The following is a 24,353-nucleotide window of genomic DNA, read 5'->3' on the forward strand; positions in this document are numbered from 1 at the left end:
TTTATTTTTGGAATCCGCCAAGGCTTTGCTCAGCCATTGCAACTAGACGTTTTGTAATTTCTCCACCAACTGAACCGTTAGCGCGAGCCGTAGAATCTGCTCCTAATTGTACACCAAATTCTTGAGCGATTTCGTACTTCATTTGATCGATTGCAGCTGTTGCACCTGGTACTACTAATTGATTGTAAGAACTTTGGTTTGCCATAGGAATATATCCTCCTTAGAGTTATAAAAATTTTTTGGTTGGACTAGCTGGAGTTGAACCAGATTATCGCCCCGGTTGGCGCTAATCCATCGGTAATTAAGTTTGTACTCATAGTATGGATGTTACCTAGAAAGATATACGAAATAATAATTTGTAAATTTTGTCAAAAAAACGTATTGATTTTGTAAATTATGAAATAAGAGTAATCGTTGTATTTTTAAGAAAACAGGCCAAACTAAGGAGGATATTAAATATAATTTTCTCATTGTAGTCTGCTACTTGTAGGCTAATCATTAGCTTCTTATTTATGATTTATTGAAATGAAATCGGTAGCAACTTCATAGTTCTATTTTTAAGTAGGGATGGAGTGATCGCTCCTATGCATGGGTAGGTGCTCTCTTCAATCTAAAAAAGAGAGGCTTTAAACGATAACGTATGGAGGAATCATGATGGGGATTTGCCCGCTTTGCAACGCATTAGAATCACAAACATATTCTTGTCAAAATTGCCAAAGTATACTCCAAGATTATGGGAAGTCTGTAGATTACATAGACGATTATAGTGCCTATATGGATCAAGAATTATTAAGTGCAGTAGATGGTTTAACGCATAATAATTCAAATGAATATTGCAATCATATTTTTTATTGCGGAGTATGTAACGTGGAAACTGAGGTTGTAGTGAAACTTGTGTAAATAGAAAACTTCCACCTTATTATCTTGGTGGAAGTTTTTGTTTTTGTATTTGTGAGTGAATCATAGGGGAAGGGATATGTTCGGTGTTTGATGAAGTCCCGGATTTGATTTGAGACATTTTTTCTTTTGTATCACGTAAAGAATGTTCCGTTAAGTAGACGGCATATTCGTAAAATAATTGGCGCGTCATTTCACTTTGTTCTTTTAATTTTTTATCTTGAAATACAGTTCGCCCAGGTTTAGAGTTGGCTTCAAAGAGCCACGGATTTTCCTTTGTGTCTAAACCGATATCAAAACCGATTTCTCCAATATTTCCGGTTACTTGTTCATCGAGCGCGTAACTTATTTGTAAGGCAGTATGTTTTAATTTATTTTCAATTTGAACTTGTTTCGTTGAATCTGGAAAAAGTTCTTGTAGCAATTTTGTATCACCGCCGCTATTTACGTGCGTTGTTAAACTGCCTTTGCCGGCAATTTTGGCGACGATTGCACTAACTATCCAATTACCGAAATGATTTTTATTTGTATGAATGCGGAAATCAACAGGTTGCCCATCAAAGCGAAGTAACGAAATACCTTGCTGTACGATAAACTTTTTTAAATCATGTCCTTTTAATACGTGGTTTAGAAGAGTTTCTAATGATTGATACTTTCTCAGTTTATTTTCTTCATTTTCGCGATAACGACAGTAGTAGCAATTCTCTGTTTGAGAATAAAATATTTGATGAATATTTCTACCAAAGCTCCCGTGTATTGGTTTCATGTACACAGATTTATACGTGCCAAGAAACCGTTCTACTTGTTCAAAATGCTGAAATGCTTCTGTGTTTGGTAATAAGGGTCTAATTGATTCGTCTTTCATAAGAAGTTGATGAACTTCCCATTTATTAAAAAAACCTGGGTTAAACCATGGGATAGAGTAGTCATGTTCTAACTTTCTTTTTGCTCTGACGATCGGTTTATAATTTTCTGCTTGTCGATTCGGTAATCGATCGTAAATGACATTTGGTAAAGGGACTTTTTTCTTTATCCATTGTTTCTCTTGAAAGAAATATCCTTCAATCGTTTCTTCTTCCCAGTTTATATGTTGAACGCCAAAGACGAATACGAACGGTCGTAATGAGAATGGTGGTGTTAACAACTCACTGAGAGCAATTGAACGATTTCCTAAAGGGTTAGAAGAATCATCGTTAAAGCCAGTTGTAAAAATGCCGATTAATGGTCCGAAAATAATTGTTTGGTTTTGTGTGAATGCATGAATAGTAGTGGATTGAGGTAGTAAAAGTTTTTCGGCAATATGTTTTCCGATAATAATTTCGCGAGTAAAGGAATAATGAATTTTCACCTCTTCACTTGCAATGTGACGTATACCGAAGGAGAGGGATGTAATAGGTGGCGTAATAGAAAAAACGTAAGGTAAAGTAATACTATTTGGATGTTCATCTGAAATGTTTAATGTATATATATGTTCTTTCAAAATAGGTTTACCTCCTTTCATTATGGTGTAAAGCGACTGAATTTAAGTGGTCCGTGAAATATCTTTTCAGCTAATGAATCACTATGACGAATGTATTGTTCGTAAGGAGGGATCGTGTTGACATACATAAGCCAGATTGCACCTTTTTGATCCATAATTGTGGAAAGTTCTAGTTCAAATAACGAAGAATAAGACTGATCTAGTGTTTGGAATACTTCATTTATAATGTCGTGTAAAGCATCTTGCAATAGTTGCACACCCGTACTAGATAGTACGTATTTAATTTTTGAAAATGAATGTAATGAATCATCGTCCGTTGCTGAGGGTAAAAGTTGATTAGGAAATGAGCTTTTTTGTATAAATTGACCGATAACAGTCCAAGTTTGTTCTTTGTTTTTTTGCAAAATGGTTCGAATGTGGAGTGGATATGTTAATTGATTTGGTGGTTGTAGCATAGTGTGCGCTATGTAACGGGATGAACGTATGTTAGATTTACACCAAGATATAAATTCGTCTGTCCGTTTTAATGGAAGAGAAGTATGGTATTTTTCATTTACTGTATCGATATGAAACGTTTTATTTTTGTAAGCAATTCGATATAAGTTATCCTTTGAATGTGTATTAGTGGGGCGTATAATAATATCTTTAGTTTTTAACAACAGTTTAAAAATGTTTTGTATCGTTGCCACTTCAAATTTTGGTATATAAGGAGACAGTTTTTTATTAGTGAGAAATAAATCATGTAGTTCGCTTAAATTGATAAGTGTGTTATTTAAAAAGGTAGTGGAAGGACGATTGTGCAAAGAGTGAATAATTGATTTTGCTTTTTCAAAGTCTGTTTCCTCGTGAAAAGAATAACGATCATATATATAAGAAGGAATAGGGAATGTTTGCTCTTTCCATTTTCCTGTATCTGTATCGTAAATAAGACCAGAAATAAGGTCTGTTTTAGGATCAATACAAAATGGCGTAAACTGGGCAACGACATTATGATAAAGCCGAGCGCGTTTAGCGATTTCGGTGTAATACGTTTGTTCGTAATGAAGTTTAGAAGCTAAAAGACCGAGAACCAACGAAATCACTCCTTTACTACTATTTGCATAATAGGCGAAGCTATATATTGCAAATACGTTTTTATACCATTATACTTTTGTCCGTATGATGATATGCTATAGTTTTGGAGAAGTGAAAGGTTGATTGTAATGAATATATGGTTAAATATGTTAACGACGACAGGACTCGGAGCAATTATTGGGGGATATACGAATCATTTAGCGATAAAAATGTTATTTCGTCCTCATCGTCCTATTTATATCGGAAAGTTTCAAGTTCCATTTACACCAGGGTTAATTCCGAAGCGTCGTGATGAACTTGCTGTTCAATTAGGAAATATGGTTGTAGAACATTTGTTAACACCAGAAGGAATTGGAAAAAAACTAACAAATGAAGAGTTTCAAAAAGGTTTAATTCACTGGGCGCAAGTGGAAGTGGATAAAGTAATTACGAATGAACAATCACTGCGACATATGTTAGAAAAATGGAATGTAGCGCATGTAGAAGAAGAAGCGACTCGAAAAATCGAACATGTTATTACAGAAAAAATTCATGCATTTTTAGCAGAGTATTATACATATACATGGGAACAGGCTTTACCTCATTCTGTAAATGAAAAAGTAGAGAATGCGATTCCGAATGTCTCGGCGTTTATTTTAGAGCGAGGAATTAGCTTTTTTGAAAGTGAAGAAGGGAAAGCACGTCTTTCAAAAATGATTGATGATTTCTTTGCTTCTCGCGGAACGCTACTTAACTTAGTAGGAATGTTTTTAGGAAATGTAAGTGTAGTGGATCGTGTGCAGCCAGAAGTTATTAAGTTTTTAGGTCAAGATGGTACAAAGCAGCTTTTAACTGACGTACTGCAAAAAGAGTGGGAAAAGTTAAAAGGAAGAGATGTAAAAGAATTAGAAGCATTTGTAGAGAAAGAAATGATTGTAAGCTCCGTGCTGTCAGCAGTTAAAGTAGAGGAAACAGTGAGTAAGTTTTTAAATCAATCTGTTCAGCAAGTATGTGAGCCGGTTCGAGAAACAATTATTGAAAAAGTGGTTCCAAGTGCAGTAAAGAAAGGCTTGAAGTGGGGAACAGAAAACGTAGAGAGTATACTAAATAATCTACGCCTTGCGGAAATTGTCCAGCAAGAAGTGTCTACATTCTCAACAGAAAGATTAGAAGACTTAGTTCTGTCTATTACGAAAAACGAATTGAAAATGATTACGTATTTAGGAGCGTTATTAGGCGGAATGATTGGTCTCGTGCAAGGATTGTTACTATTGTTTCTTAGATAATAAGGTGAGTACATAGAAATAAAAGTGAAATTTCTTCACATCTCTTGCATAGTTTGATATGGTAAGAAGAGGTGCGTATGTAAATGCACTGAAAAGGCAGTGCGTATGAAAAGCGCTAGCCTTCTAAAGGAGGAAAAATAAAATGACAAAGAACATTCATGATGTTGCATATGAATTACAAAAAGCAATCGCTGAAAACGAAGACTTCAAAACTTTAAAAGAGAGCTACGCAGCAGTTCAAGCTGACACAGCTTCAAAGAACTTATTCGATGAGTTCCGTACAATGCAACTTAGCCTACAACAAAAAATGATGCAAGGCCAAGAAATCACTGAAGAAGACAACCAACAAGCACAAGAAGTTGTAGCTCGCATTCAACAAGATGCTAAAATTACAAAATTAATGGAAACTGAGCAACGCCTAAACGTTGTAATCGGTGACGTTAACAAAATTATCATGAAGCCACTTGAAGAATTATATAGCGCGCAACAACAAGCGTAATAGTGGAAGACGCTCCTAGTTTAGGAGTGTCTTTTTTGTTTAGGGAATTTAATAATTATACCACAAAAACTCCCTTTCAAAATAGCCATTTCTTATTGGTTATTTTGAAAGGGGTATGTAATACATCTGTTAATTTTTTTTATTGCTGTTAATTGAAGTTTTAATATTTTTTTCGTTCAAAAACTTTTCAATTTCTTTTTGCTTCCTACCATTAACTTTCTCAAAGCGCTTTGTAAAAGAAAAATCGGTTTTGAATAAGTTACCATCTTGGGCGAGTTTGTCTAATTCTTGATCTAGTTCTATGAAAATAGCCGTAGATGATGACATAAATTCATAGATTTCTTTTGAAGGTTTTTTATAATCATTAGGTAAATTATTATTACTAATAAACTCATGGAAATTCATATCGTTTTGTTTCGCTAAATCAATTAGTTTTTGTAAATTTTCTTGGTCAGATTCTGTGAAATTCTTATCAGAATTTGTTGAAGCGAGAGGGATAATATTTTCAGATAACTCCCAACTATAATCTATATAATTTTTTATATTTTGTTTCATTTCGTTTTCACTAATATTTTCGTTTTTCTTTGAGGAACTAAATATATTTTCTGGAACTTTAATAGCAACATCTTTAATAGATTGTACATCGTTTTCTTCCTTAGGTTGTGCACTGTTTGAACAAGCTGATAGAAATAAAATTGTAAGTAACGTGAGTAGGTATAAAATATACTTTTTCATATTAATCTCCTTTTACATTGATTAGTATCTTTGTAAAATAGCTAAATTCCATTTTAAATACTTAACTAAAAGTGAGTATATATGTTTTATCATTTGATAAGATATGACGGATATTAGTAAGCCGATGCAAAAAGCTATAAATACATTATAAACATCGGAATAACTGATTTGATGAAACCCTTTAAAGAATCCTAATCCTATTAATAAGATAGGTGAAATAATTAATAATGGTGTAGCAATTATAAGTGCTAGAAGAAGTGGTAATAGAAAGAGTAATACGAAAAAGGCGATAATGATACATATAAAGTTTAAAACACTTAAGCTCATAACAGAAAACAGTGCTGTCATAATATTTTTTAGGCTGCGCCTATTGTCAGCGTTACTTATTACATATGAAATATTAAGTTCTTTAGCGATAGTTTTAGGGTTTCCTAGCTTTTTAGAAATTTCCTCTTCAGATATTCCATCTTGTTTACCACTAATAAAATGAGTTTCGTACTCCGAGATAATATCCTCCTTTTCTAAATTAGGCATATTCCGTAGGGAAGAACTAAGTTGCTCTAAAAATTCACTTTTGTTCATAACAATCACTTTCCTTTATAAAATGATGAATTATGGCTGAAAATCCTATCTTTTTTCTAAACAGCACACACAATCTATATCTACTTTTTGAAAGGAGATATACTAATCGTGAATAACGTTCCAAATAATGGTTATTCTATTATTTACAAATATATCACTTGCTATTATTCTTTGCAAGGTACTATAAATTTGTTAATAATGTGAATAGGTGGAAGTATTTTTGTGCATTTTTAGAAGAGATATAAAAATGTTATTTTAAGATAAACAAAAGGTTGTAAGCGTATTCTTTAAATCTTGTCAAAATAATGTCGAATTCATATTGTTGGAAAAATAATGAATTTGTAATATAATGATAAATGATACTTCACCACATTAATTAACTAGGTGAAATTAAAATCTTTATTACACACATTATGAAATAAAGGGTAACTAACTGTTACGATTTATTTAACCAATTATAACGAAAGTTAATTAAATATATCAGTAAGCCCTGCTAGTCAAGTAATTGGCTAGTAGTGAGGGTTAACTGCGGGCAATCCCTAAAGCTGATTGAACTACAACGTGGCTAGAAATAGCGAGCGTGAATGTCGCGAAAGCAGAAAAAATCAATCAGATGATGCAAGGTTAAATCCTAAACATTAGAACAATGGGTCTTCCGCCTCGAATCATCTAAGTCAAAATGGATAGGATGAACGTTCAACGACTATCTCGTATAACTGACGAGAGTACATCACAAGCCTATGGTGATGGAAAAATCCTCTATCTCTAAAGAGATAAACATATAGTCTGCGCTCATGTGAAAACATGAGAAGTTCATAAGAGAACTGGCTAAGGAATTGCGCCCTTAGTTGAACGAGATACATTTAATTAAATCTATCAAACCTCATTGAATCTATCGAACGTATGTGCTATGGTAGATTCAATGAGGTAAGAATAATAATGAAATTTTTACGAGTTAGTCAAGTATCAGAATTAACAGGTTTGCATCCGAGTAGTCTTACGAGAATGCTGGTGGAACACGCTACGATTCAGAAGAACAAATCTTTCATTAAAGGAGTTACATTCTGATGATATTAGCGAAGAAAGTCAGACTGATTCCAACGCCTGAACAAGAAAAAGTGCTTAGAAACCATGCTGGAGCTGCAAGATTCGCTTATAACTATTGTAAAAGAATGAGTGATAGATACTATAAGCTATTTGGAAAATCTGTTTCACAGTTAGCTTTACAGAAACGATTTACAAAGATCAAGAAGCGAAAGAGATATGAGTGGTTAAAAGACATTAATGCACAAGTTCCTAAACAGGCTTCAAAAGATTTTGATACTGCGAGAAAACATTCGTTCAAAAAGTACAAAAATGGTTATCACACTTCTTATAAATCCAAAAAAGATTTAATCCAAGGATTTTATGCCAATTATGAAAGACTGGTTATAGGAAAGAAAGTAGTTCATATTCAGTCTATTGGAGAAGTGAAAACAAGCCAACAACTACCAAGAAATAAAAAACCATCCAACCCAAGAGTTACCTTTGACGGTCGTCACTGGTGGATTAGTGTAGGGTTCCAAGAAGACTTTGAATCACAAGAACTAACCGATGAGTCGATTGGTGTGGATGTTGGTTTAAAAGAGCTTTTTGTAGCTTCTAATGGTATGAAAGAACGAAATATAAACAAAGATGCCAAGGTTAAAAAACTTTTGAAAAGGAAAAAGTCAGCACAAAGAGATATGTCTAGGAGATTTAAAAAAGGTGTAAAAATTCAATCTACCGGATATGAAAAAGCGAAAGCTGAGCACCTGCGATTATCTAGGAAAATTACGAATATCCGAAATAACCATATCCATCAAGCAACAGCTAAATTGGTGAAAACCAAACCAATGAGGATTGTTGTGGAAGACTTATCTATCTCAAACCTGTTAAAAAACAAAAAACTATCGAAAGCATTTTTATTTCAAAAATTACACTTCTTCTTTCAATGTTTATCATATAAGTGCGAGAAGTATGGCATTGCGTATGTAAAAGCTGATAAATGGTTCGCCTCAAGCAAGATTTGTTCATGTTGCGGAGTTAAATACGACCATTCAGTTCAACCAGAAGGACAGTGGAGTTTAAAGATTCGTGAGTGGCGTTGTGCTTCATGCAATAGCCATCACGATAGGGATGTAAATGCGTCGATAAATTTATCAAGATGGGTAAAATAAATGCTTGATAATAGGAGGTAACGATACTGCCTCGTGTGGAGTGTTATACCCCTCGTCCCTTTGGGGTTGCGAGAACACGATGAAGCAATAACTCGTGTAAATTTGATTGAATTGTATAGATTTAGTTAAGTTTATCGTATCGGATGATTAGTTTTGAGTACAGGTGTAAAAGCAAACGACGTGAAGACAAAAACAAAGGGAGCAGATCTTGTTGTTGATTGTTTAATTAAACAAGGTGTTACACATGTTTTCGGTATTCCAGGAGCAAAGATTGACTCTGTATTTGATGTATTGCAAGAAAGAGGACCAGAGTTAATCGTTTGTCGTCATGAACAAAATGCAGCATTTATGGCAGCTGCTATTGGTAGATTAACAGGGAAACCGGGCGTATGTCTTGTAACTTCAGGACCAGGGACATCAAATTTAGCGACAGGTCTTGTTACTGCGAATGCGGAGAGTGATCCCGTTGTTGCTTTAGCTGGTGCAGTGCCGCGTACGGATCGATTAAAACGTACGCATCAATCTATGGATAATGCTGCACTATTCGAACCAATCACAAAATATAGCGTAGAAGTAGAGCATCCTGATAATGTGCCAGAAGCACTTAGTAATGCATTTCGAAGTGCGACTTCCACAAATCCGGGAGCTACTTTAGTAAGTCTTCCGCAAGACGTTATGACTGCGGAAACAACTGTAGAGTCTATCGGTGCGCTTTCTAAGCCACAGCTTGGAATCGCTCCCACAAATGATATTACATATGTAGTAGAAAAAATAAAATCAGCGAAATTACCAGTTATTTTACTCGGTATGAGAGCGAGCACAAATGAAGTGACGAAAGCTGTTCGTAAATTAATTGCGGATACAGAACTTCCTGTCGTTGAAACATATCAAGCAGCTGGTGCGATTTCACGTGAGTTAGAAGATCATTTCTTCGGCCGCGTTGGATTATTCCGTAACCAACCAGGTGATATTTTACTAGAAGAAGCAGACCTTGTGATTTCTATCGGTTATGATCCAATCGAGTATGATCCAAAGTTCTGGAATAAACTTGGCGACAGAACGATTATTCATCTTGACGACCATCAAGCAGATATCGACCATGATTACCAACCAGAGCGTGAATTAATTGGTGATATTGCCTTAACGGTAAATAGCATCGCGGAGAAATTACCGAAACTTGTATTAAGTACGAAATCAGAAGCGGTATTAGAACGATTACGCGCAAAATTATCAGAACAAGCAGAAGTTCCAAATCGTCCTTCAGAAGGTGTTACGCATCCACTTCAAGTGATTCGTACACTTCGTTCTTTAATTAGTGACGATACAACCGTTACATGTGACATCGGTTCCCATTCTATTTGGATGGCGAGATGTTTCCGTTCTTATGAACCACGTAGATTATTATTTAGTAACGGTATGCAAACGTTAGGTGTTGCACTTCCTTGGGCAATCGCAGCTACTTTAGTAGAACCAGGTAAAAAAGTAGTTTCCGTATCAGGTGACGGTGGTTTCTTATTCTCAGCGATGGAGTTAGAAACGGCGGTACGTTTAAATTCTCCAATCGTCCATCTTGTTTGGAGAGACGGCACATATGATATGGTTGCATTCCAACAAATGATGAAATACGGCAGAACATCCGCTACAGAGTTTGGCGATGTTGATCTTGTGAAATATGCGGAAAGTTTCGGGGCGTTAGGTCTTCGTGTTAACACGCCTGATGAATTAGAAGGGGTATTAAAAGAAGCATTAGCAGCAGATGGTCCTGTCATTATTGATATTCCAATTGACTATCGTGACAATATTAAATTAAGCGAAAAATTATTACCAAACCAATTAAACTAATGGAGGCAGATTTGAGATGACTGTTGCGCAATTAATTGATATTGATGCAAAAAAAACGAAAACGAGTAATGAAGTATATCAAACATCTACAATGCTTGCGCTATTAGATGGTATATATGATGGTGTGATTAGCTTTGAAGATTTGAAAAAACATGGTGATTTCGGCATCGGCACATTTGATCAATTAGATGGTGAAATGATTGCATTTGATAATGAATTTTATCATTTACGTTCAGACGGTTCAGCAGAAAAAGTAGAACCAGAAGAAACAACACCATTTGCGACTGTAACGTTTTTTGAAAAAGAAATGAGTTATACGGTAGAGCGTCCGATGAATCGTGAAGAAGTTGAAGCATTATTACATGAATTAATGCCAAGTAAAAACTTATTTTACGGTATTCGAATGGACGGTACGTTCCGTGAAGTAAGAACGAGAACTGTTCCAAGACAAGAAAAACCGTATACACCGCTCGTTGAAGTGACGAAATCACAACCAATCTTTTCATTTGAAAATACAGAAGGTACGCTTGCTGGATTTTGGACACCAGATTATGCGCAAGGTATTGGTGTAGCTGGATTCCACTTACATTATATTGATGATGAAAGAAGCGGGGGTGGACATGTTTTCGACTATGTTATAGAAAACTGTACGATCCAAATTTGTCAAAAAGCTCATATGCATTTAGCACTTCCAGAAACAGCTGATTTTATGGCGGCTGAATTATCAAGAGAAAACTTAGAGGATAATATTGCAACTGCGGAAGGTGCAGAGTAAAAGGGAAAGACTGTTCCATTTTGGAACAGTCTTCTTTTATTCGTAATGTTATTATTTGTCGATAAATCGATATTTCTTGTCGAACAGTTGATATATTGTAAGTTATGATAGATATATTTGAAAAATCGTTGATATTGCTTACTTCTTTGAAACAAACGGATGCCCCTCATAATAAAAACGCCACGGATAATGTACAGCTTCTTCTGCATAGTCGATATTAATACGAGGTCCTGCTGTTATTTTATATTGTGATGATATGTGTTCTCCTTTTGGAACTAATTCAATATGTAACGTATCACTTTGTAACGATACACCGCGTTCTTTTAAAGTGATGCCAAGTGCACGGCATAGTTTGCCAGGACCGTTCGTTAAATTTTTGTACTGCGCTTTTGTAATTTTGGTCTTATTGTAGCGCGCTAGTTTTATTTCTTCTATTCCATCTACCGGCTCAAGAGCTCGAATGAGAACACCTTGTGGGGTGCCAACTGTTGCTGTAATAACGTTAAAACAATGATACATACCGTAAATTAAATATACGTAAGCATGCCCTGGTGCGCCAAACATTACTTCTGTGCGGTCTGTCCGTCTGCCGCCGTAACTATGTGCGGCCTTATCATTTGGGCCTTTATATGCTTCTACTTCTACAATGATTCCGCTTCGCCTTATTCCGTCTACAATATGAACGAGTTTTTGCCCGAGTAATTTTTTTGCTACTTCTAACGTATCGCCTTCATAAAAGGAAGGAGGTGCCTGCATTGTACTATCTCCTTTGCTAAGTGTATATGTATATAGTAAACCAAATTTTCAGTAGTAATTCTAACTCGTTCTATTTATCGGGTGTATTTCATAAATTATGGATAGAGTACAACAGCGAAGAGGGGGAGTGCGACATGATTTATCGCTTACTAGCTCTTAATATAGATGGGACACTACTATACAACAATGGAAAAATTGCAAAAGGATTAAGAGAAACAATTGAATTTGTGAAAAGAAAAGATGTATACGTTACGTTATTTACGAGCCGTAATTTTCAATCCGCTTATAAAGTAGCAAAGGCGTTAAAATTAGATTCTATATTAGTGACACATGGTGGTGCTTTCGTTTCAGCAACGTTAGATAAGCCGTACGTTCAAAGAAGATTATCTGAAGAGAAGACTTTTAACATTGTGCAAGTGTTAGAGCACTTTGATTGTAACGTACGTATTTCTCATGAACGGTTTTCGATAGGAAATCGTGAGAGAAATACACCAAACTTAATTGCGCGCACTGTATTATCAAGCGCAGATCCGTTATTTTATCCAGTTCAATTTGTAGATTCGTTAGGTGACGCGCTTCGTGACCATCCGGTAGCGGCGCCAAAAATTGATGTTCTTTTCCAAACTAAGGGTGAAAAAGAAAGAGGGCTGAACACATTAAGAAAAGCATTCCAAGATGTAGAGTATGTTGAATGTGATTCAAAACGAATAGAAATCTTGCCGCAAAATGTATCAAAGTTACGCGGATTACAATTGCTTGGAGAGCATTTAAATATTTCGCTAAATGAAATGGTTGCGATTGGAGATAGTATGGAAGATTTAGAGGTTATTGAAAACGTGGGACTTGGTGTAGCGATGGGGAACGCACCTGTAGAATTAAAGCAAGCGGCAGATTGGATTACACGTTCAAATAGTGAGAACGGTGTAGAGTACATGATTAAAGAGCATTTCCGTAAGCAATTCCCGCTTCCATTTTTGAAGAATCATAAAAATACACCGAAACGATGAAAGAAAAACGTAGCTTTTTGGCTACGTTTTTTTGTTGAGCTTATTAAAAGGGATGAAAACGTTTTAAAATGTGAATTGTGTATGAAATCTATACAATTCACTTGAATCCTTTAGAAAACTAATGTAAAGTGAATGATGTTGTCAAAATAGTTACACCACATGAAATATTCTTCAGATTAATTTTATTGGGCTCCCATACGTAAAAGTATTTCCGCATGACAGTTTAGTTCACGTATTATTTCAAAAATGAATTGTAGTAATTTTATTAAGTAGTTGTAGCGTTCCTTTGTTGTATTTAAATGGATTATTTTAAGTTAATGTGAGTAAGACCTGGTACATATGAAATGTGCTTCTTTTTGTGATTTTAGGAAGTTTAAAAGGGGGAATGAATTTCTTGAGGAAATCATTTAATCAAAAAATTAAAAAGTTAAGTAGTAGTTTAATAGTTGTATTACTAATATGTATGAATTTTTTAATCCATTTACCATTTAAAGCAGAGGCAGCTACAACAGAATTAAAAGGTTTAGGTGATGTATCTTATTACAACGCCATCATTTTTGGAGATCATAGTGCAACGAGTGCGGATATTGAAGGTGCGATGGCTGTTGAGAAAAATATGAACGCATCAAGTTATACAGTCGTAGCGGCTGCAACTGGAGCAAATAACTTAGCTGGAGCAACTTGGGTAGATGAAGGATATCCATCATTATTACTAGGCGGTCAATTTACGAAAGCGGGAGCAGGACAAGTAATTATTCAAGATGGAACAGTGGCGATGACAAAAGACGGTGACCCAGATGGCGCAATGAAAACGTCATATGACCGTATCTCTTATAAAGAGCAAGCGGAGATTGATGCTAAGTTTAAAGAATTTAGAAAAGACGTTGATGGTGTAATTGGGGATGCAAGTAAACTACACACTGATAAGCCAAAACCTAATATGAGCTTTGGAATCGGTGAAGATGTAAACAACCCTAATATTTATGTCTCTTCAGGCCAGACGGGAAAGAAAGCATTTGATGTAAAAGACGTTTTTCTTCCGAATGTAGAGAATAAAGACTTTATTGTTATTTATTCGGATGCAGAAGAAGTGAGCTTTGGTGGCGGTGCAATTTTGTATGATACAAGAAATACTGGGATGGCGACGGATTTAATTAATACATCTCAAGCATACGACCCTAATTCATCTTTTACTGAGTTAGCTAGTAAAGTAATTTGGGTATTTCCTAATGCTACAAAGATAACAACTAAAGGTTATGGTGTAGTAGGTAGTGTGTTTGCACCTAATGCAGTTGTAGAAACAAAAGGTGGTTCTATTAATGGACAAGCCTATGTTGGAGGATTACACCAAAGAGATGGTTTTGAAGTTCATAACTTTAAATTTAACTGGCCAAAGTGGAATAAACCAGCAGCTGAAAAAGGACATTTACAAATTAAAAAAGTTGATGAAAATGATGAAAACATTGTTTTAAAAGACGCGAAATTTGATGTTATAGACAAAGATAATAACGTTGTGGCTACTGTTACAACAAACGAAAAGGGTATTGCGGAAGTTAAAGATTTACCACTTGGTGACTATTTTGTAAAAGAAATAAATGCACCAGAAGGATATATAAAAGTTGATACACCAGTCAAAGTAACAATTGATAATACAAACGTAATTGAACTTGTTATGAAGAATACGAAAAAAGTAGAGAATGGCCAATTTAAATTATTGAAAAAAGATAGTGAATCTGGTCAACTTCTGCCAGGTGCAAAATTTGATGTTATCGATAAAGATGGGAAAGTTGTGGAAACAATTGTTACAGATGATAAAGGTGAAGCCTTATCGAAACAACTTCCAGTTGGAAGCTATACATTAAAAGAAGTAGAAGCACCGAAAGGATATGAATTATCATCTAGTTCAGTTTCTGTTGATGTAGAGGCTAATAAAGTAGTGACTGTAGATGTGGTGAATAAAAAGATCCCCGAAAAAGTAACAGGTCAATTCGAAATCGTAAAAGTAGATGCGGAAGATAAAACGAAAGTATTATCAGATGCAGAATTCGAAGTGTATAAGGATGGTAAAAAAGTAGATACGTTACGAACAGATAAAACTGGTAAAGTAATTTCTCAGAAATTAGAGCCAGGAACATACAAATTAAAAGAAACGAAAGCACCACAAGGATATAAGTTGTTAAAAGAAGAAATTGAAGTCGTTGTGGAAGCAGACAAAGTAGTAGAAGTACAAGTAGAAAATGCAAAAGAACTAGGAAGCTTACAAGTAATCAAAAAGGATGCAGAGAGTGGAAAAGTTCTAGCAGGTGCAGAATTTAAATTAAAGAACGAAGCTGGTCAAGTAGTTGGAGAAGCGAAAACAACGAATAAAGACGGCGTTGTGAAATTCGAAAGCTTAGTGCCAGGAAAGTATACGTTAGAAGAAACGAAAGCACCGGAAGGTTATAAGGCGCTAGAAGTGACAGTAGAAGTAAACGTTGTAGCGAACGAAGTAGTAAAACAAGAAGTTACGAATGAAAAAGTAACGGGTCAATTTGAAATCGTGAAAGTAGATGCGAATGATAAAACGAAATTGTTATCAGATGCAGAATTCGAAGTATATAAAGATGGTAAAAAAGTAGATACGTTACGAACAGATAAAACAGGTAAAGTAATTTCTCAGAAATTAGAACCAGGAACATACAAATTAAAAGAAACGAAAGCACCACAAGGATATAAGTTGTTAAAAGAAGAAATTGAAGTCATTGTGGAAGCAAACAAAGTAGTAGAAGTACAAGTAGAAAATGTAAAAGAACTAGGAAGCTTACAAGTAATCAAAAAGGATGCAGAAAGTGGAAAAGTTCTAGCAGGTGCGGAATTTAAATTAAAGAACGAAGCTGGTCAAGTAGTTGGAGAAGCGAAAACAACGAATAAAGACGGCGTTGTGAAATTCGAAAACTTAGTGCCAGGAAAGTACACGTTAGAAGAAACGAAAGCGCCGGAAGGTTATAAGGCGCTAGAAGTGACAGTAGAAGTAAACGTTGTAGCGAACGAAGTAGTAAAACAAGAAGTTACGAATGAAAAAGTAACGGGTCAATTCGAGATCGTGAAAGTAGATGCGAATGATAAAACGAAATTGTTATCAGGTGCAGAATTCGAAGTGTATAAAGGTGGTAAGAAGGTAGCGGAACTGAAAACAGATGAGAGTGGAAAAGTGATGTCACCAAAATTACCGTTAGGTGAATACACAGTGAAAGAAACGAAAGCACCAGCGGGCTACAAGCTTTCAAATAAAGAATGGAAAGTAACAATTCAAAACGAGAAAGAAGTAGTAAAAGTAGAGGCAGAAAACGAAATAATCTTAGGTTCTCTACAAATTATTAAAATGGATGATAAAGATCAAACGAAACGCTTAGCAGGCGCAGAATTTACATTGAAAGATGCGAGAGGAAATGTTGTAAAAGAAGGAATTACAACAGATAAGTCTGGAACGGTTAAAGTAGACGGACTTGTGCCAGGTGAATATACGTTAGAAGAAACAAAAGCACCAGAAGGTTATGAGTTAACAAAACAAATAATTCATGTAACAGTTGACGGTGAAAAAGTTATTGATGTAAAAGTAACGAACGGTAAGAGCCTTGGTCAATTCGAAATCGTAAAAGTAGATGCAGAAGATAAAACGAAAGTATTATCAGATGCAGAATTCGAAGTGTATAAGGATGGTAAAAAAGTAGATACGTTACGAACAGATAAAACTGGTAAAGTAATTTCTCAGAAATTAGAGCCAGGAACATACAAATTAAAAGAAACGAAAGCACCACAAGGATATAAGTTGTTAAAAGAAGAAATTGAAGTCGTTGTGGAAGCAGACAAAGTAGTAGAAGTACAAGTAGAAAATGCAAAAGAACTAGGAAGCTTACAAGTAATCAAAAAGGATGCAGAGAGTGGAAAAGTTCTAGCAGGTGCAGAATTTAAATTAAAGAACGAAGCTGGTCAAGTAGTTGGAGAAGCGAAAACAACGAATAAAGACGGCGTTGTGAAATTCGAAAGCTTAGTGCCAGGAAAGTATACGTTAGAAGAAACGAAAGCGCCGGAAGGTTATAAGGCGTTAGAAGTAAGAGTAGAAGTAAATGTTGTAGCAAATGAAGTAGTAAAACAAGAGGTTACGAATGAAAAAGTAACAGGTCAATTTGAAATTGTGAAAGTAGATGCGGAAGATAAAACGAAAGTATTATCAGATGCAGAATTCGAAGTGTATAAAGACAGCAAGAAAGTAGATACGTTACGAACAGATAAAACAGGTAAAGTAATTTCTCAGAAATTAGAACCAGGAAAGTACACATTAAAAGAAACGAAAGCACCACAAGGATATAAATTGCTAAAAGAAGAAATTGAAGTCGTTGTGGAAGCAAACAAAGTAGTAGAAGTACAAATAGAAAACGCAAAAGAACTAGGAACCTTACAAGTAACCAAAAAGGATGCAGAGAGTGGAAAAGTTCTAGCAGGTGCAGAATTTAAACTAAAAAATGAAGCTGGTCAAGTAGTTGGAGAAGCGAAAACAACGAATAAAGACGGTGTTGTGAAATTCGAAAACGTAGTGCCAGGAAAGTACACGTTAGAGGAAACGAAAGCGCCGGAAGGTTATAAGGCGTTAGAAGTAACAGTAGAAGTAAACGTTGTAGCAAATGAAGTAGTAAAACAAGAAGTTATGAATGAAAAAGTGAAAGAAGAAATTACAGGTCAATTAGAAATTACAAAGGTAGATGCTAATAATACAAATAAAACATTAGCAGGCGCAGTGTTTGAAATTTGGAAAGACGGAATAAAAATCGACACATTAACAACAAATAAGAGCGGTAAAGCGACTTCTAAGAAGTTAGAACCAGGACATTACACTTTAAAAGAAATCCAAGCGCCAGAAGGATATACTTTATCCGATAAGGAAATGAAATTTACGATTTCTAATGAAAAAATTGAAGTTGTAAAGCTTCAAATTACAAATAAAAAAGATACAGATAAAGATCCGGAAAAACCAGGTGAAGGAACAGAGAAGCCTGATGAAGGAACAGGAAAACCAGGTGAAGGAACAGGAAAACCAGGTGAAGGAACAGGAAAACCAGGTGAAGGAACAGGAAAACCAGGTGAAGGAACAGGAAAACCAGGTGAAGGAACAGGAAAGCCGGGTGAAGGAACAGAAAAGCCAGGTGAGGGAGTAGAAAAACCTAATTTACCAGAAAAAGGACAAGGTTCTTCTAATAATCAACAACTTCCAGCTACAGGACACAATACGAATTACGTTCCATTCATCGGTTTTATGCTTCTGTTACTAGGAATACGTTTAAGATTCATGGCTAAAAATAGTTAACGGATGTATAAAAGGCATCAGAGATATACAATCTCTGATGCCTTTTAAATTAATACAGATAAAATGAAAATATCTACATGGAATGATAAATATTTTAAGCTTCAATTACGCTAAGCATTCTGTTTATAAATGCAGCTGCGTGTGCACGTTGTGATGGTCCTTTTGGTACGAATTGATTAAATTCATTACCTTTTACAATTCCATATCCATACACTCTTTGTACTTCTTCTTTAGCGTAAATTAAGTTTTGGTCTACGAATGGTAGTTCAACTTGTTTTGCAAAAATACCAGCGTGTTTTAGAGAGCGATCAATCATAATAACAGCTTCTTCGCGTGTAATTGTAGTATTTGGATCAAATGTATTATCACCACGTCCGCGGATTATGCCTGCGCTTGCTGCACGATTAATACCGTCTCTTAAAGATGGGTGTACTTGTTCTAAGTCTGTGAAATTAGCATTTCCACTTGGTAATTGTAAAGCACGAGTAATTAGTGTAGCAAATTCAGCACGCGTTACAAGACGTTCTGGGAAGTACTGGCCGTTCCCTTCTCCTTGCATAATGCCTCTAGCTGCTAATTGACGAATGTCTTGTTCATACCAGCCACCTGTAATGTCATCAGTTACTGGATTTTTTTGATTTTCTTTATAGTATGTTTCAGTTCCTTTTAAGAAAGCATCCCATTGTCCGCGTTGAATCATAAACGCAGGGCAGTTTTTTCCTGACCAAAATTGGTGTTTTTGGACCTTATCTAGAGAAATATTTAAGTCGTTCATTAAATAAGCCGCCAATTTACGGGCATTTTCTACCGCTTTTTCATAGTTTCCATCTTGATTAACGGCAATTTCAATTCCGATAGATTCATAGTTTCCAGTTTTATTTCCAGCATGCCATCCAACTTCATTTACTGGAAGATGTTGATAAATTTCTTTATCATCTACTGTGAAATGCCAAGATGCGGCGCGATCAGCTGTTCCGCGTGCTTGGTTATCTAAGAATTTTGCATGATTTAGAGCATTAGCACCTTTCGCTGTATTAGCCGTTTCGTGAATGGTAATATATTTAGGTACCATCGGGTAACCAGGGCGAATATCGTCATTTCCTTTTGGGACAATCATTTCTTTAAATGTAACGCCATAAATAGTGTTTGTTTGTAGAGCTTCTGGCGATCTCAATAAACTATTTTTAGCAGTACGACTGTTTTTTAATAATGAAGCTTTTGTACCTTCAAATGTAGCAGAAGGTGCATAAATCCATTTTGCTGTTTCGTTTATTTGGACTTTAAACCAATTTCCAGCTTGTTCAGTAGGAGTAATGACTTGTGGTTGTAGTTTCCCTTCTTCTTTAAACGATTGGAACGGAAGGGCATGTATGGAAGCTTCTTCTTTTACGATTAATTTTTGGTTAGATAGTTTATGAATCTCTTGAACTTCTAAGCTATTATCATTGTTATCTATCCATCCAGCGCCAGTTGGCGTCGTTATGTAGTAAGCATTTCCTTTTTTCTTTGTCGCCGTTACGACTTGTTCTGTAATCTCGATATTCGATTTGTTTTTTAAATCATTCGCGGTATATAATGAATGTTTTTTTGAAGTGTATAGTAGGAATTGGCCAGTAACCTCGATATCTTCTTCATGAGTACTATGCTCATTAACATGTTCTTTAATACTTTTAAAAACTTGATCCTCCGTATATACTTCGGCGGATTTTTCAGCACTCTCTGCAAATGAATAAGTAGGTGCAAGAACAGTTTGTAATGCAAGAGAGAGAGTTAAAACACTATAAAATTTCTTTTTCATATTTGTTTTTAACACATTAGATTGTGGAATCTAGTGTTAACAGTCCTCCTTTTATATTGTATTTTCACTATGTATCGATTTTAACACTAATAAATTTTAACAAGAGAAAATGATGATGTCTATATACATGAGCGATATTCATAAAAAGAATTATTTGAAAAAATGTAAGAGAAACAGGTAAAACCTTCTGTATTGACCTGTAAACGCCCTTCAAGTAAACTAAAGAGAGTTTGCAAATGAAAAGGTGATAATGTGTTAATTTCAATTAAAACGTTACAAGATGATCGTTTTTTACGTCCGCTACAAAATATTGGCGGCTTATTTTTTGAAGATAGTACGATTGGATTTGAACAAGAGGAAGCGAATCTGATCGTTGATATACACATTGAGGATAATGTGAAAGCATCCGCTCGATTAACGGATGTTAGCACAGGAAATGTGTATGAAGAAACATTCTCGAAAGATTTATCTGCTTTCACAGATGAAAAAGAGCGTATGAAGCAAGTGAAGCACGTTGTTTCTTATGTATATCTTTCTGTTCTTCAGCAGTTAACTGGACTTGAACAAAGCTGGGGTATTTTAACGGGAGTACGTCCGACGAAACTTCTTCATAAAATGCTTCAAAATGGTATGTCAAAAGAAGAAGCGCATCAAGAACTTCGTGAAAGTTATTTAATTCATGAAGAGAAAATTGAACTTCTTCAGCGTATTGTTGATTGCCAATTAGCAGTTGTTCCGGATTTATACCGTTTGAAAGAAGAAGTAAGTATTTATATCGGTATTCCGTTTTGCCCAACGAAATGTGCATACTGTACATTCCCGGCTTATGCGATTAATGGACGCCAAGGGTCTGTTGATTCGTTCTTAGGTGGTTTACATTATGAAGTTCGTGAAATTGGTAAGTTTTTAAAAGAAAAAGGTGTGAAAGTTACGACGATTTATTATGGCGGCGGTACACCTACAAGTATTACAGCAGAAGAGATGGATATGCTGTATGAAGAAATGTACGAAGCGTTCCCAGACGTGAAAAATGTACGTGAAGTAACAGTTGAGGCAGGTCGTCCAGATACGATCACGCCAGCAAAGCTAGAAGTGTTAAATAAATGGAACATTGACCGTATTAGTATTAATCCGCAGTCATATCATCAAGAGACACTAAAAGCAATTGGACGTCATCATACTGTAGAAGAAACAATTGAGAAATACCATTTAGCTCGTGAAATGGGAATGAACAATATTAATATGGACTTAATTATTGGTCTTCCTGGTGAAGGGTTAGATATCTTCAAGCATACGTTAGATGAAACAGAAAAGTTAATGCCAGAATCATTAACAGTTCATACGTTATCATTTAAACGTGCTTCTGAAATGACGCAAAACAAACGTAAATATAAAGTAGCAGGTCGCGAAGAAATTACAGCGATGATGCACGAAGCAGAAGAGTGGACGCAAAAGCATAATTACGTACCATATTACCTATATCGTCAAAAGAATATTTTAGGTAACTTAGAGAACGTTGGTTATGCAATGCCGACGCAAGAAAGTATTTACAACATTGTCATTATGGAAGAAGTACAATCAATTATCGGACTTGGTTGCGGTGCATCAAGTAAATTTGTTCATCCGAAGACGGGGGCAATTACGCACTTCGCGAATCCGAAAGATCCAAAATCATATAACGATGGCTTCGTAAAATATACAGAAGATAAATTGAAAATTTTAGAAGAGCTATTCGCATAAGAAGAAAGAGGTTGTTCCGAGTCGGAACAACCTCTTTTTATCCTGCAGTAACGGGGGCCGATTATATCTTGTCAGTTTTTGTCGGTAAGTCGATATATTCGAAAAATCGCTGATATAATTTCATGTGCCAACGATTTGCACGTGTTGTAAAACTATGTCGATAATAATCAGAAAAATTAGTCAAAACATTGAAGGACAATGTCTACTTATGGACGAAATGATAGATTTATGAAAGAGAAAAGGGGGAAATTGTTGGCATGTACATGACGATAGGGAGAATTTTTGATTTATCTGTTGGTAAGTATACGAATAAAGAGGCGTTAGTGGAACCTGAAAAAAATATTCGCTGGACATATAAACAGTGGGATGAACAAATAAATAAAACGGCACACGCTTTATTAGAAGACGGAGTAAGAAAGGGAGATACAGTATCTGTTTACTTATATAACTGCCATGAATTTGTAAACGTTTACTTAGCTTGTGCGAAAATTGGTGCGATTTTTAACCCGATTAACTTCCGCTTAAAGGCGAAAGAAGTATCTTATATTCTTCAGGACGCATCCTCGAAAGTCGTTGTCTTTGAAAAAGCAGTTGAGTCAACTGTTGCTATCATTGAACGAGATTTTCCAAATACATCTTTTTGGTCTATAGAAAACGATAAACCTTCCTATGCAAGTTCCTACCATGAAAAAGTGAATGCAGCATCTTCTGAGAAAGTAAATATCGAAATTGATGAAATGGATTATTGTTCAATGCTTTATACGAGCGGTACGACAGGTCATCCGAAAGGCGTATTACATCGTCATCGTGAAATGGCTGAGCATAGTATGATTTGTACGTATTTCCTAAAATATAATAGAAATAGCGTTGGGCTTGTTGTTGCACCTTTATATCACTGTGGTGAATTAAATGCCGGAATCATACCACGCATTCAAGTTGGCGGAAAGAATGTCATTTTGCATCATTTTGATACAGGAACAGTATTACATACGATTCAAGAAGAAAAGATTACGACGTTCTTTGCAGCACCGACGATGTGGAATATGTTGTTGCAAAAAGATTTAACTCAGTATGATTTAACTTCAATGAAAATCGGTATATATGGCGGAGCGGCAATGGCACCGGCGTTAGTGAAGGAATGTAAAGAACGTCTTTATATTGACCTTGTTCAAATATACGGAATGACAGAAATGGGACCAGTTGTGGCGTTTCTCGTAGAGGAGGATCAAATTACGAAAGCTGGTTCAGCAGGCACGCCATGCTTTAGTCATGAAGTTCGTATTGTGAAACCGAACGAGGATGCACCGGCAGAACCAGATGATGTATTACCTCCTTATGAAGTAGGAGAAATTATTTTACGCGGCCCAACTATGATGGCTGGCTATCATAATCGCGAAGAGGCAAATGAAAAATCGATGTATAAAGGATGGTATCATTCTGGTGATTTAGGATACTTTGATAAGGATGGTTATTTATTCGTTGCAGATCGTGTTGATGATATGGTAATTAGCGGTGGCGTAAATATTTACCCTCGTGAAATTGAAGATTTCCTTCATAGTCATCCCGGTATATTAGATGTGGCGGTACTTGGTGAGCCAGATGAATTATGGGGAGAGCGCGTTGTGGCAGTTATTGTGAAGAAAGATGAAACAATAACAGAAGCTGATTTAGAAACGTATTGCAAAGAAAGTGACGAATTAGCAGATTATAAGCGTCCGCGTCATTATTTATTTGTAGATGAACTTCCGCGTAATGCGAGCGGGAAGTTGCAGAAGTTTGTGCTGAGGGAGTCACTGAAAGGTGCGAAAAAATAGAAAATGAAGGATGCCCCATATCTATGGGGTATCCTTCATTTTTCTGTATTAAACAGAAGAAACAATATCTTTTTTAATTCTCATTTCTTCTTGGTGAAGGTTAATTAGCGCATTTGAAATAAGGTGGAAAAACAAAATGGATGTAATGTCCAAAAAGAAAAGACACCTTAAGGTGCCTCTCTCCGACTTGAACCATTTCATTTCATACGAATCGGAATCTATCCGTATTACCATTACCCCTTTGTTATGAGTGTAAACACACACTATAAAGCAGAATCGTCTATATACACTAGATTGTTAGTTCACAAAAGACAAGAGATTTGAGATCAATATCGAAGTGACGCCACATCCCCTATAATAATTGATATGTTACGCCTTTTAAAAGAATCTGCTTTATAGAACGTGCCCACAAGTTATATTTTACTACATGTAATATTCATTTAGTGTATTTTTTAATGAATATGTATAATTACATAAACTGTATGAAAAAAAGAGAGTATACTCTAACATTTTGTAATAAAGATAAAGCCCGCTTACGGAATAGTGGGCT

General features: G+C 35.6%; 18 protein-coding genes. 11 read left to right on the forward strand and 7 right to left on the reverse strand.

The features are described from left to right. Window position 1: 1 nt before the first annotated feature. The gene (gene sasP, locus ACW0JX_RS04570) at window positions 2–205 is read right to left on the reverse strand and encodes a small acid-soluble spore protein, SasP family (RefSeq protein WP_000013349.1); all 204 of its coding nucleotides are present in this window, start codon (window positions 203–205) and stop codon (window positions 2–4) included. A 449-nt stretch (window positions 206–654) separates the two neighbouring features. On the opposite strand from sasP, the gene ACW0JX_RS04575 reads away from it, so the two are divergent. After that, window positions 655–900: a hypothetical protein gene (locus ACW0JX_RS04575; RefSeq protein ID WP_000510474.1), complete on the forward strand. Its 246-nt coding sequence runs from the start codon at window positions 655–657 to the stop codon at window positions 898–900. Between the two features lie 19 nt (window positions 901–919). On the opposite strand, the gene ACW0JX_RS04580 is transcribed toward ACW0JX_RS04575, so the two are convergent. Beyond that, on the reverse strand, window positions 920–2,377 hold the full coding sequence (locus tag ACW0JX_RS04580; RefSeq protein ID WP_063245587.1) for a YheC/YheD family endospore coat-associated protein: 1,458 nt from the start codon (window positions 2,375–2,377) through the stop codon (window positions 920–922). Window positions 2,378–2,397: 20 nt separating this feature from the next. Next, window positions 2,398–3,450, reverse strand: a complete 1,053-nt coding sequence (locus ACW0JX_RS04585) for a YheC/YheD family endospore coat-associated protein (RefSeq protein ID WP_197241305.1) — start codon at window positions 3,448–3,450, stop codon at window positions 2,398–2,400. Between the two features lie 129 nt (window positions 3,451–3,579). On the opposite strand from ACW0JX_RS04585, the gene ACW0JX_RS04590 reads away from it, so the two are divergent. Next, entirely contained in the window at window positions 3,580–4,716 is a 1,137-nt protein-coding gene (locus tag ACW0JX_RS04590; RefSeq protein ID WP_459245413.1) for a DUF445 domain-containing protein, read from the forward strand. A gap of 142 nt (window positions 4,717–4,858) precedes the next feature. Then, on the forward strand, window positions 4,859–5,215 hold the full coding sequence (locus ACW0JX_RS04595; RefSeq protein WP_000164614.1) for a YlbF/YmcA family competence regulator: 357 nt from the start codon (window positions 4,859–4,861) through the stop codon (window positions 5,213–5,215). 129 nt (window positions 5,216–5,344) lie between these two features. Here ACW0JX_RS04595 and ACW0JX_RS04600 read toward each other — a convergent pair whose 3' ends face one another. Next, window positions 5,345–5,950, reverse strand: a complete 606-nt coding sequence (locus ACW0JX_RS04600) for an NDxxF motif lipoprotein (protein WP_459245414.1) — start codon at window positions 5,948–5,950, stop codon at window positions 5,345–5,347. Window positions 5,951–5,971: 21 nt separating this feature from the next. After that, the gene (locus ACW0JX_RS04605; RefSeq protein ID WP_025709958.1) at window positions 5,972–6,532 is read right to left on the reverse strand and encodes an HAAS signaling domain-containing protein; all 561 of its coding nucleotides are present in this window, start codon (window positions 6,530–6,532) and stop codon (window positions 5,972–5,974) included. A gap of 939 nt (window positions 6,533–7,471) precedes the next feature. Between ACW0JX_RS04605 and ACW0JX_RS04610 the strand changes: the two genes are divergently transcribed. From ACW0JX_RS04610 to alsD, 4 genes are all read left to right on the forward strand, one after another. Continuing rightward, entirely contained in the window at window positions 7,472–7,600 is a 129-nt protein-coding gene (locus ACW0JX_RS04610) for a hypothetical protein (RefSeq protein ID WP_000670740.1), read from the forward strand. After that, a complete protein-coding gene (locus ACW0JX_RS04615; protein WP_459245415.1) occupies window positions 7,600–8,730 on the forward strand; it encodes an RNA-guided endonuclease InsQ/TnpB family protein in 1,131 nt (376 codons plus the stop codon). Before ACW0JX_RS04610 ends, ACW0JX_RS04615 begins: the two co-directional genes overlap by 1 nt. 153 nt (window positions 8,731–8,883) lie before the next feature. Next, window positions 8,884–10,572 carry an acetolactate synthase AlsS gene (gene alsS / locus ACW0JX_RS04620; RefSeq protein WP_086391569.1) on the forward strand — a complete coding sequence of 563 codons (1,689 nt, stop codon included), beginning with the start codon at window positions 8,884–8,886 and terminating at the stop codon, window positions 10,570–10,572. Window positions 10,573–10,588: 16 nt separating this feature from the next. Then, window positions 10,589–11,347, forward strand: a complete 759-nt coding sequence (gene alsD / locus ACW0JX_RS04625) for an alpha-acetolactate decarboxylase (protein WP_000215024.1) — start codon at window positions 10,589–10,591, stop codon at window positions 11,345–11,347. 138 nt (window positions 11,348–11,485) lie between these two features. On the opposite strand, the gene ACW0JX_RS04630 is transcribed toward alsD, so the two are convergent. Beyond that, window positions 11,486–12,103, reverse strand: a complete 618-nt coding sequence (locus ACW0JX_RS04630) for a DNA-3-methyladenine glycosylase (protein WP_459245416.1) — start codon at window positions 12,101–12,103, stop codon at window positions 11,486–11,488. A 134-nt stretch (window positions 12,104–12,237) separates the two neighbouring features. On the opposite strand from ACW0JX_RS04630, the gene ACW0JX_RS04635 reads away from it, so the two are divergent. Both ACW0JX_RS04635 and ACW0JX_RS04640 read left to right on the forward strand, forming a co-directional pair. Beyond that, window positions 12,238–13,110, forward strand: a complete 873-nt coding sequence (locus tag ACW0JX_RS04635; protein ID WP_459245417.1) for a Cof-type HAD-IIB family hydrolase — start codon at window positions 12,238–12,240, stop codon at window positions 13,108–13,110. Between the two features lie 394 nt (window positions 13,111–13,504). Beyond that, window positions 13,505–18,451, forward strand: coding sequence for an MSCRAMM family protein (locus ACW0JX_RS04640; protein ID WP_459245418.1), 4,947 nt, complete (start codon window positions 13,505–13,507; stop codon window positions 18,449–18,451). Window positions 18,452–18,545: 94 nt separating this feature from the next. Here the strand turns inward: ACW0JX_RS04640 and ACW0JX_RS04645 are convergent, their stop codons facing one another. Then, on the reverse strand, window positions 18,546–20,249 hold the full coding sequence (locus tag ACW0JX_RS04645) for an S-layer homology domain-containing protein (RefSeq protein WP_157676036.1): 1,704 nt from the start codon (window positions 20,247–20,249) through the stop codon (window positions 18,546–18,548). Window positions 20,250–20,501: 252 nt separating this feature from the next. Here ACW0JX_RS04645 and ACW0JX_RS04650 point away from each other — a divergent pair, with 252 nt between their 5' ends. Continuing rightward, window positions 20,502–21,989, forward strand: a complete 1,488-nt coding sequence (locus tag ACW0JX_RS04650; protein ID WP_000908776.1) for a coproporphyrinogen III oxidase — start codon at window positions 20,502–20,504, stop codon at window positions 21,987–21,989. A 257-nt stretch (window positions 21,990–22,246) separates the two neighbouring features. Further along, on the forward strand, window positions 22,247–23,803 hold the full coding sequence (locus tag ACW0JX_RS04655) for a fatty acid--CoA ligase (RefSeq protein WP_459245419.1): 1,557 nt from the start codon (window positions 22,247–22,249) through the stop codon (window positions 23,801–23,803). The last annotated feature ends 550 nt before the right edge of the window (window positions 23,804–24,353 follow it).

The organism is Bacillus sp. C-3-6, from assembly GCF_054509685.1.

What these genes read in the sequence shown, in the direction of transcription:
- sasP (WP_000013349.1), bottom strand. Translation starts at nt 205, where the DNA reads ATGGCAAACCAAAGTTCTTACAATCAATTAGTAGTACCAGGTGCAACA.
- ACW0JX_RS04575 (WP_000510474.1), top strand. Translation starts at nt 655, where the DNA reads ATGGGGATTTGCCCGCTTTGCAACGCATTAGAATCACAAACATATTCT.
- ACW0JX_RS04590 (WP_459245413.1), top strand. Translation starts at nt 3,580, where the DNA reads ATGAATATATGGTTAAATATGTTAACGACGACAGGACTCGGAGCAATT.
- ACW0JX_RS04595 (WP_000164614.1), top strand. Translation starts at nt 4,859, where the DNA reads ATGACAAAGAACATTCATGATGTTGCATATGAATTACAAAAAGCAATC.
- ACW0JX_RS04600 (WP_459245414.1), bottom strand. Translation starts at nt 5,950, where the DNA reads ATGAAAAAGTATATTTTATACCTACTCACGTTACTTACAATTTTATTT.
- ACW0JX_RS04605 (WP_025709958.1), bottom strand. Translation starts at nt 6,532, where the DNA reads ATGAACAAAAGTGAATTTTTAGAGCAACTTAGTTCTTCCCTACGGAAT.
- ACW0JX_RS04610 (WP_000670740.1), top strand. Translation starts at nt 7,472, where the DNA reads ATGAAATTTTTACGAGTTAGTCAAGTATCAGAATTAACAGGTTTGCAT.
- ACW0JX_RS04615 (WP_459245415.1), top strand. Translation starts at nt 7,600, where the DNA reads ATGATATTAGCGAAGAAAGTCAGACTGATTCCAACGCCTGAACAAGAA.
- alsD (WP_000215024.1), top strand. Translation starts at nt 10,589, where the DNA reads ATGACTGTTGCGCAATTAATTGATATTGATGCAAAAAAAACGAAAACG.
- ACW0JX_RS04630 (WP_459245416.1), bottom strand. Translation starts at nt 12,103, where the DNA reads ATGCAGGCACCTCCTTCCTTTTATGAAGGCGATACGTTAGAAGTAGCA.
- ACW0JX_RS04635 (WP_459245417.1), top strand. Translation starts at nt 12,238, where the DNA reads ATGATTTATCGCTTACTAGCTCTTAATATAGATGGGACACTACTATAC.
- ACW0JX_RS04645 (WP_157676036.1), bottom strand. Translation starts at nt 20,249, where the DNA reads ATGAAAAAGAAATTTTATAGTGTTTTAACTCTCTCTCTTGCATTACAA.
- ACW0JX_RS04655 (WP_459245419.1), top strand. Translation starts at nt 22,247, where the DNA reads ATGTACATGACGATAGGGAGAATTTTTGATTTATCTGTTGGTAAGTAT.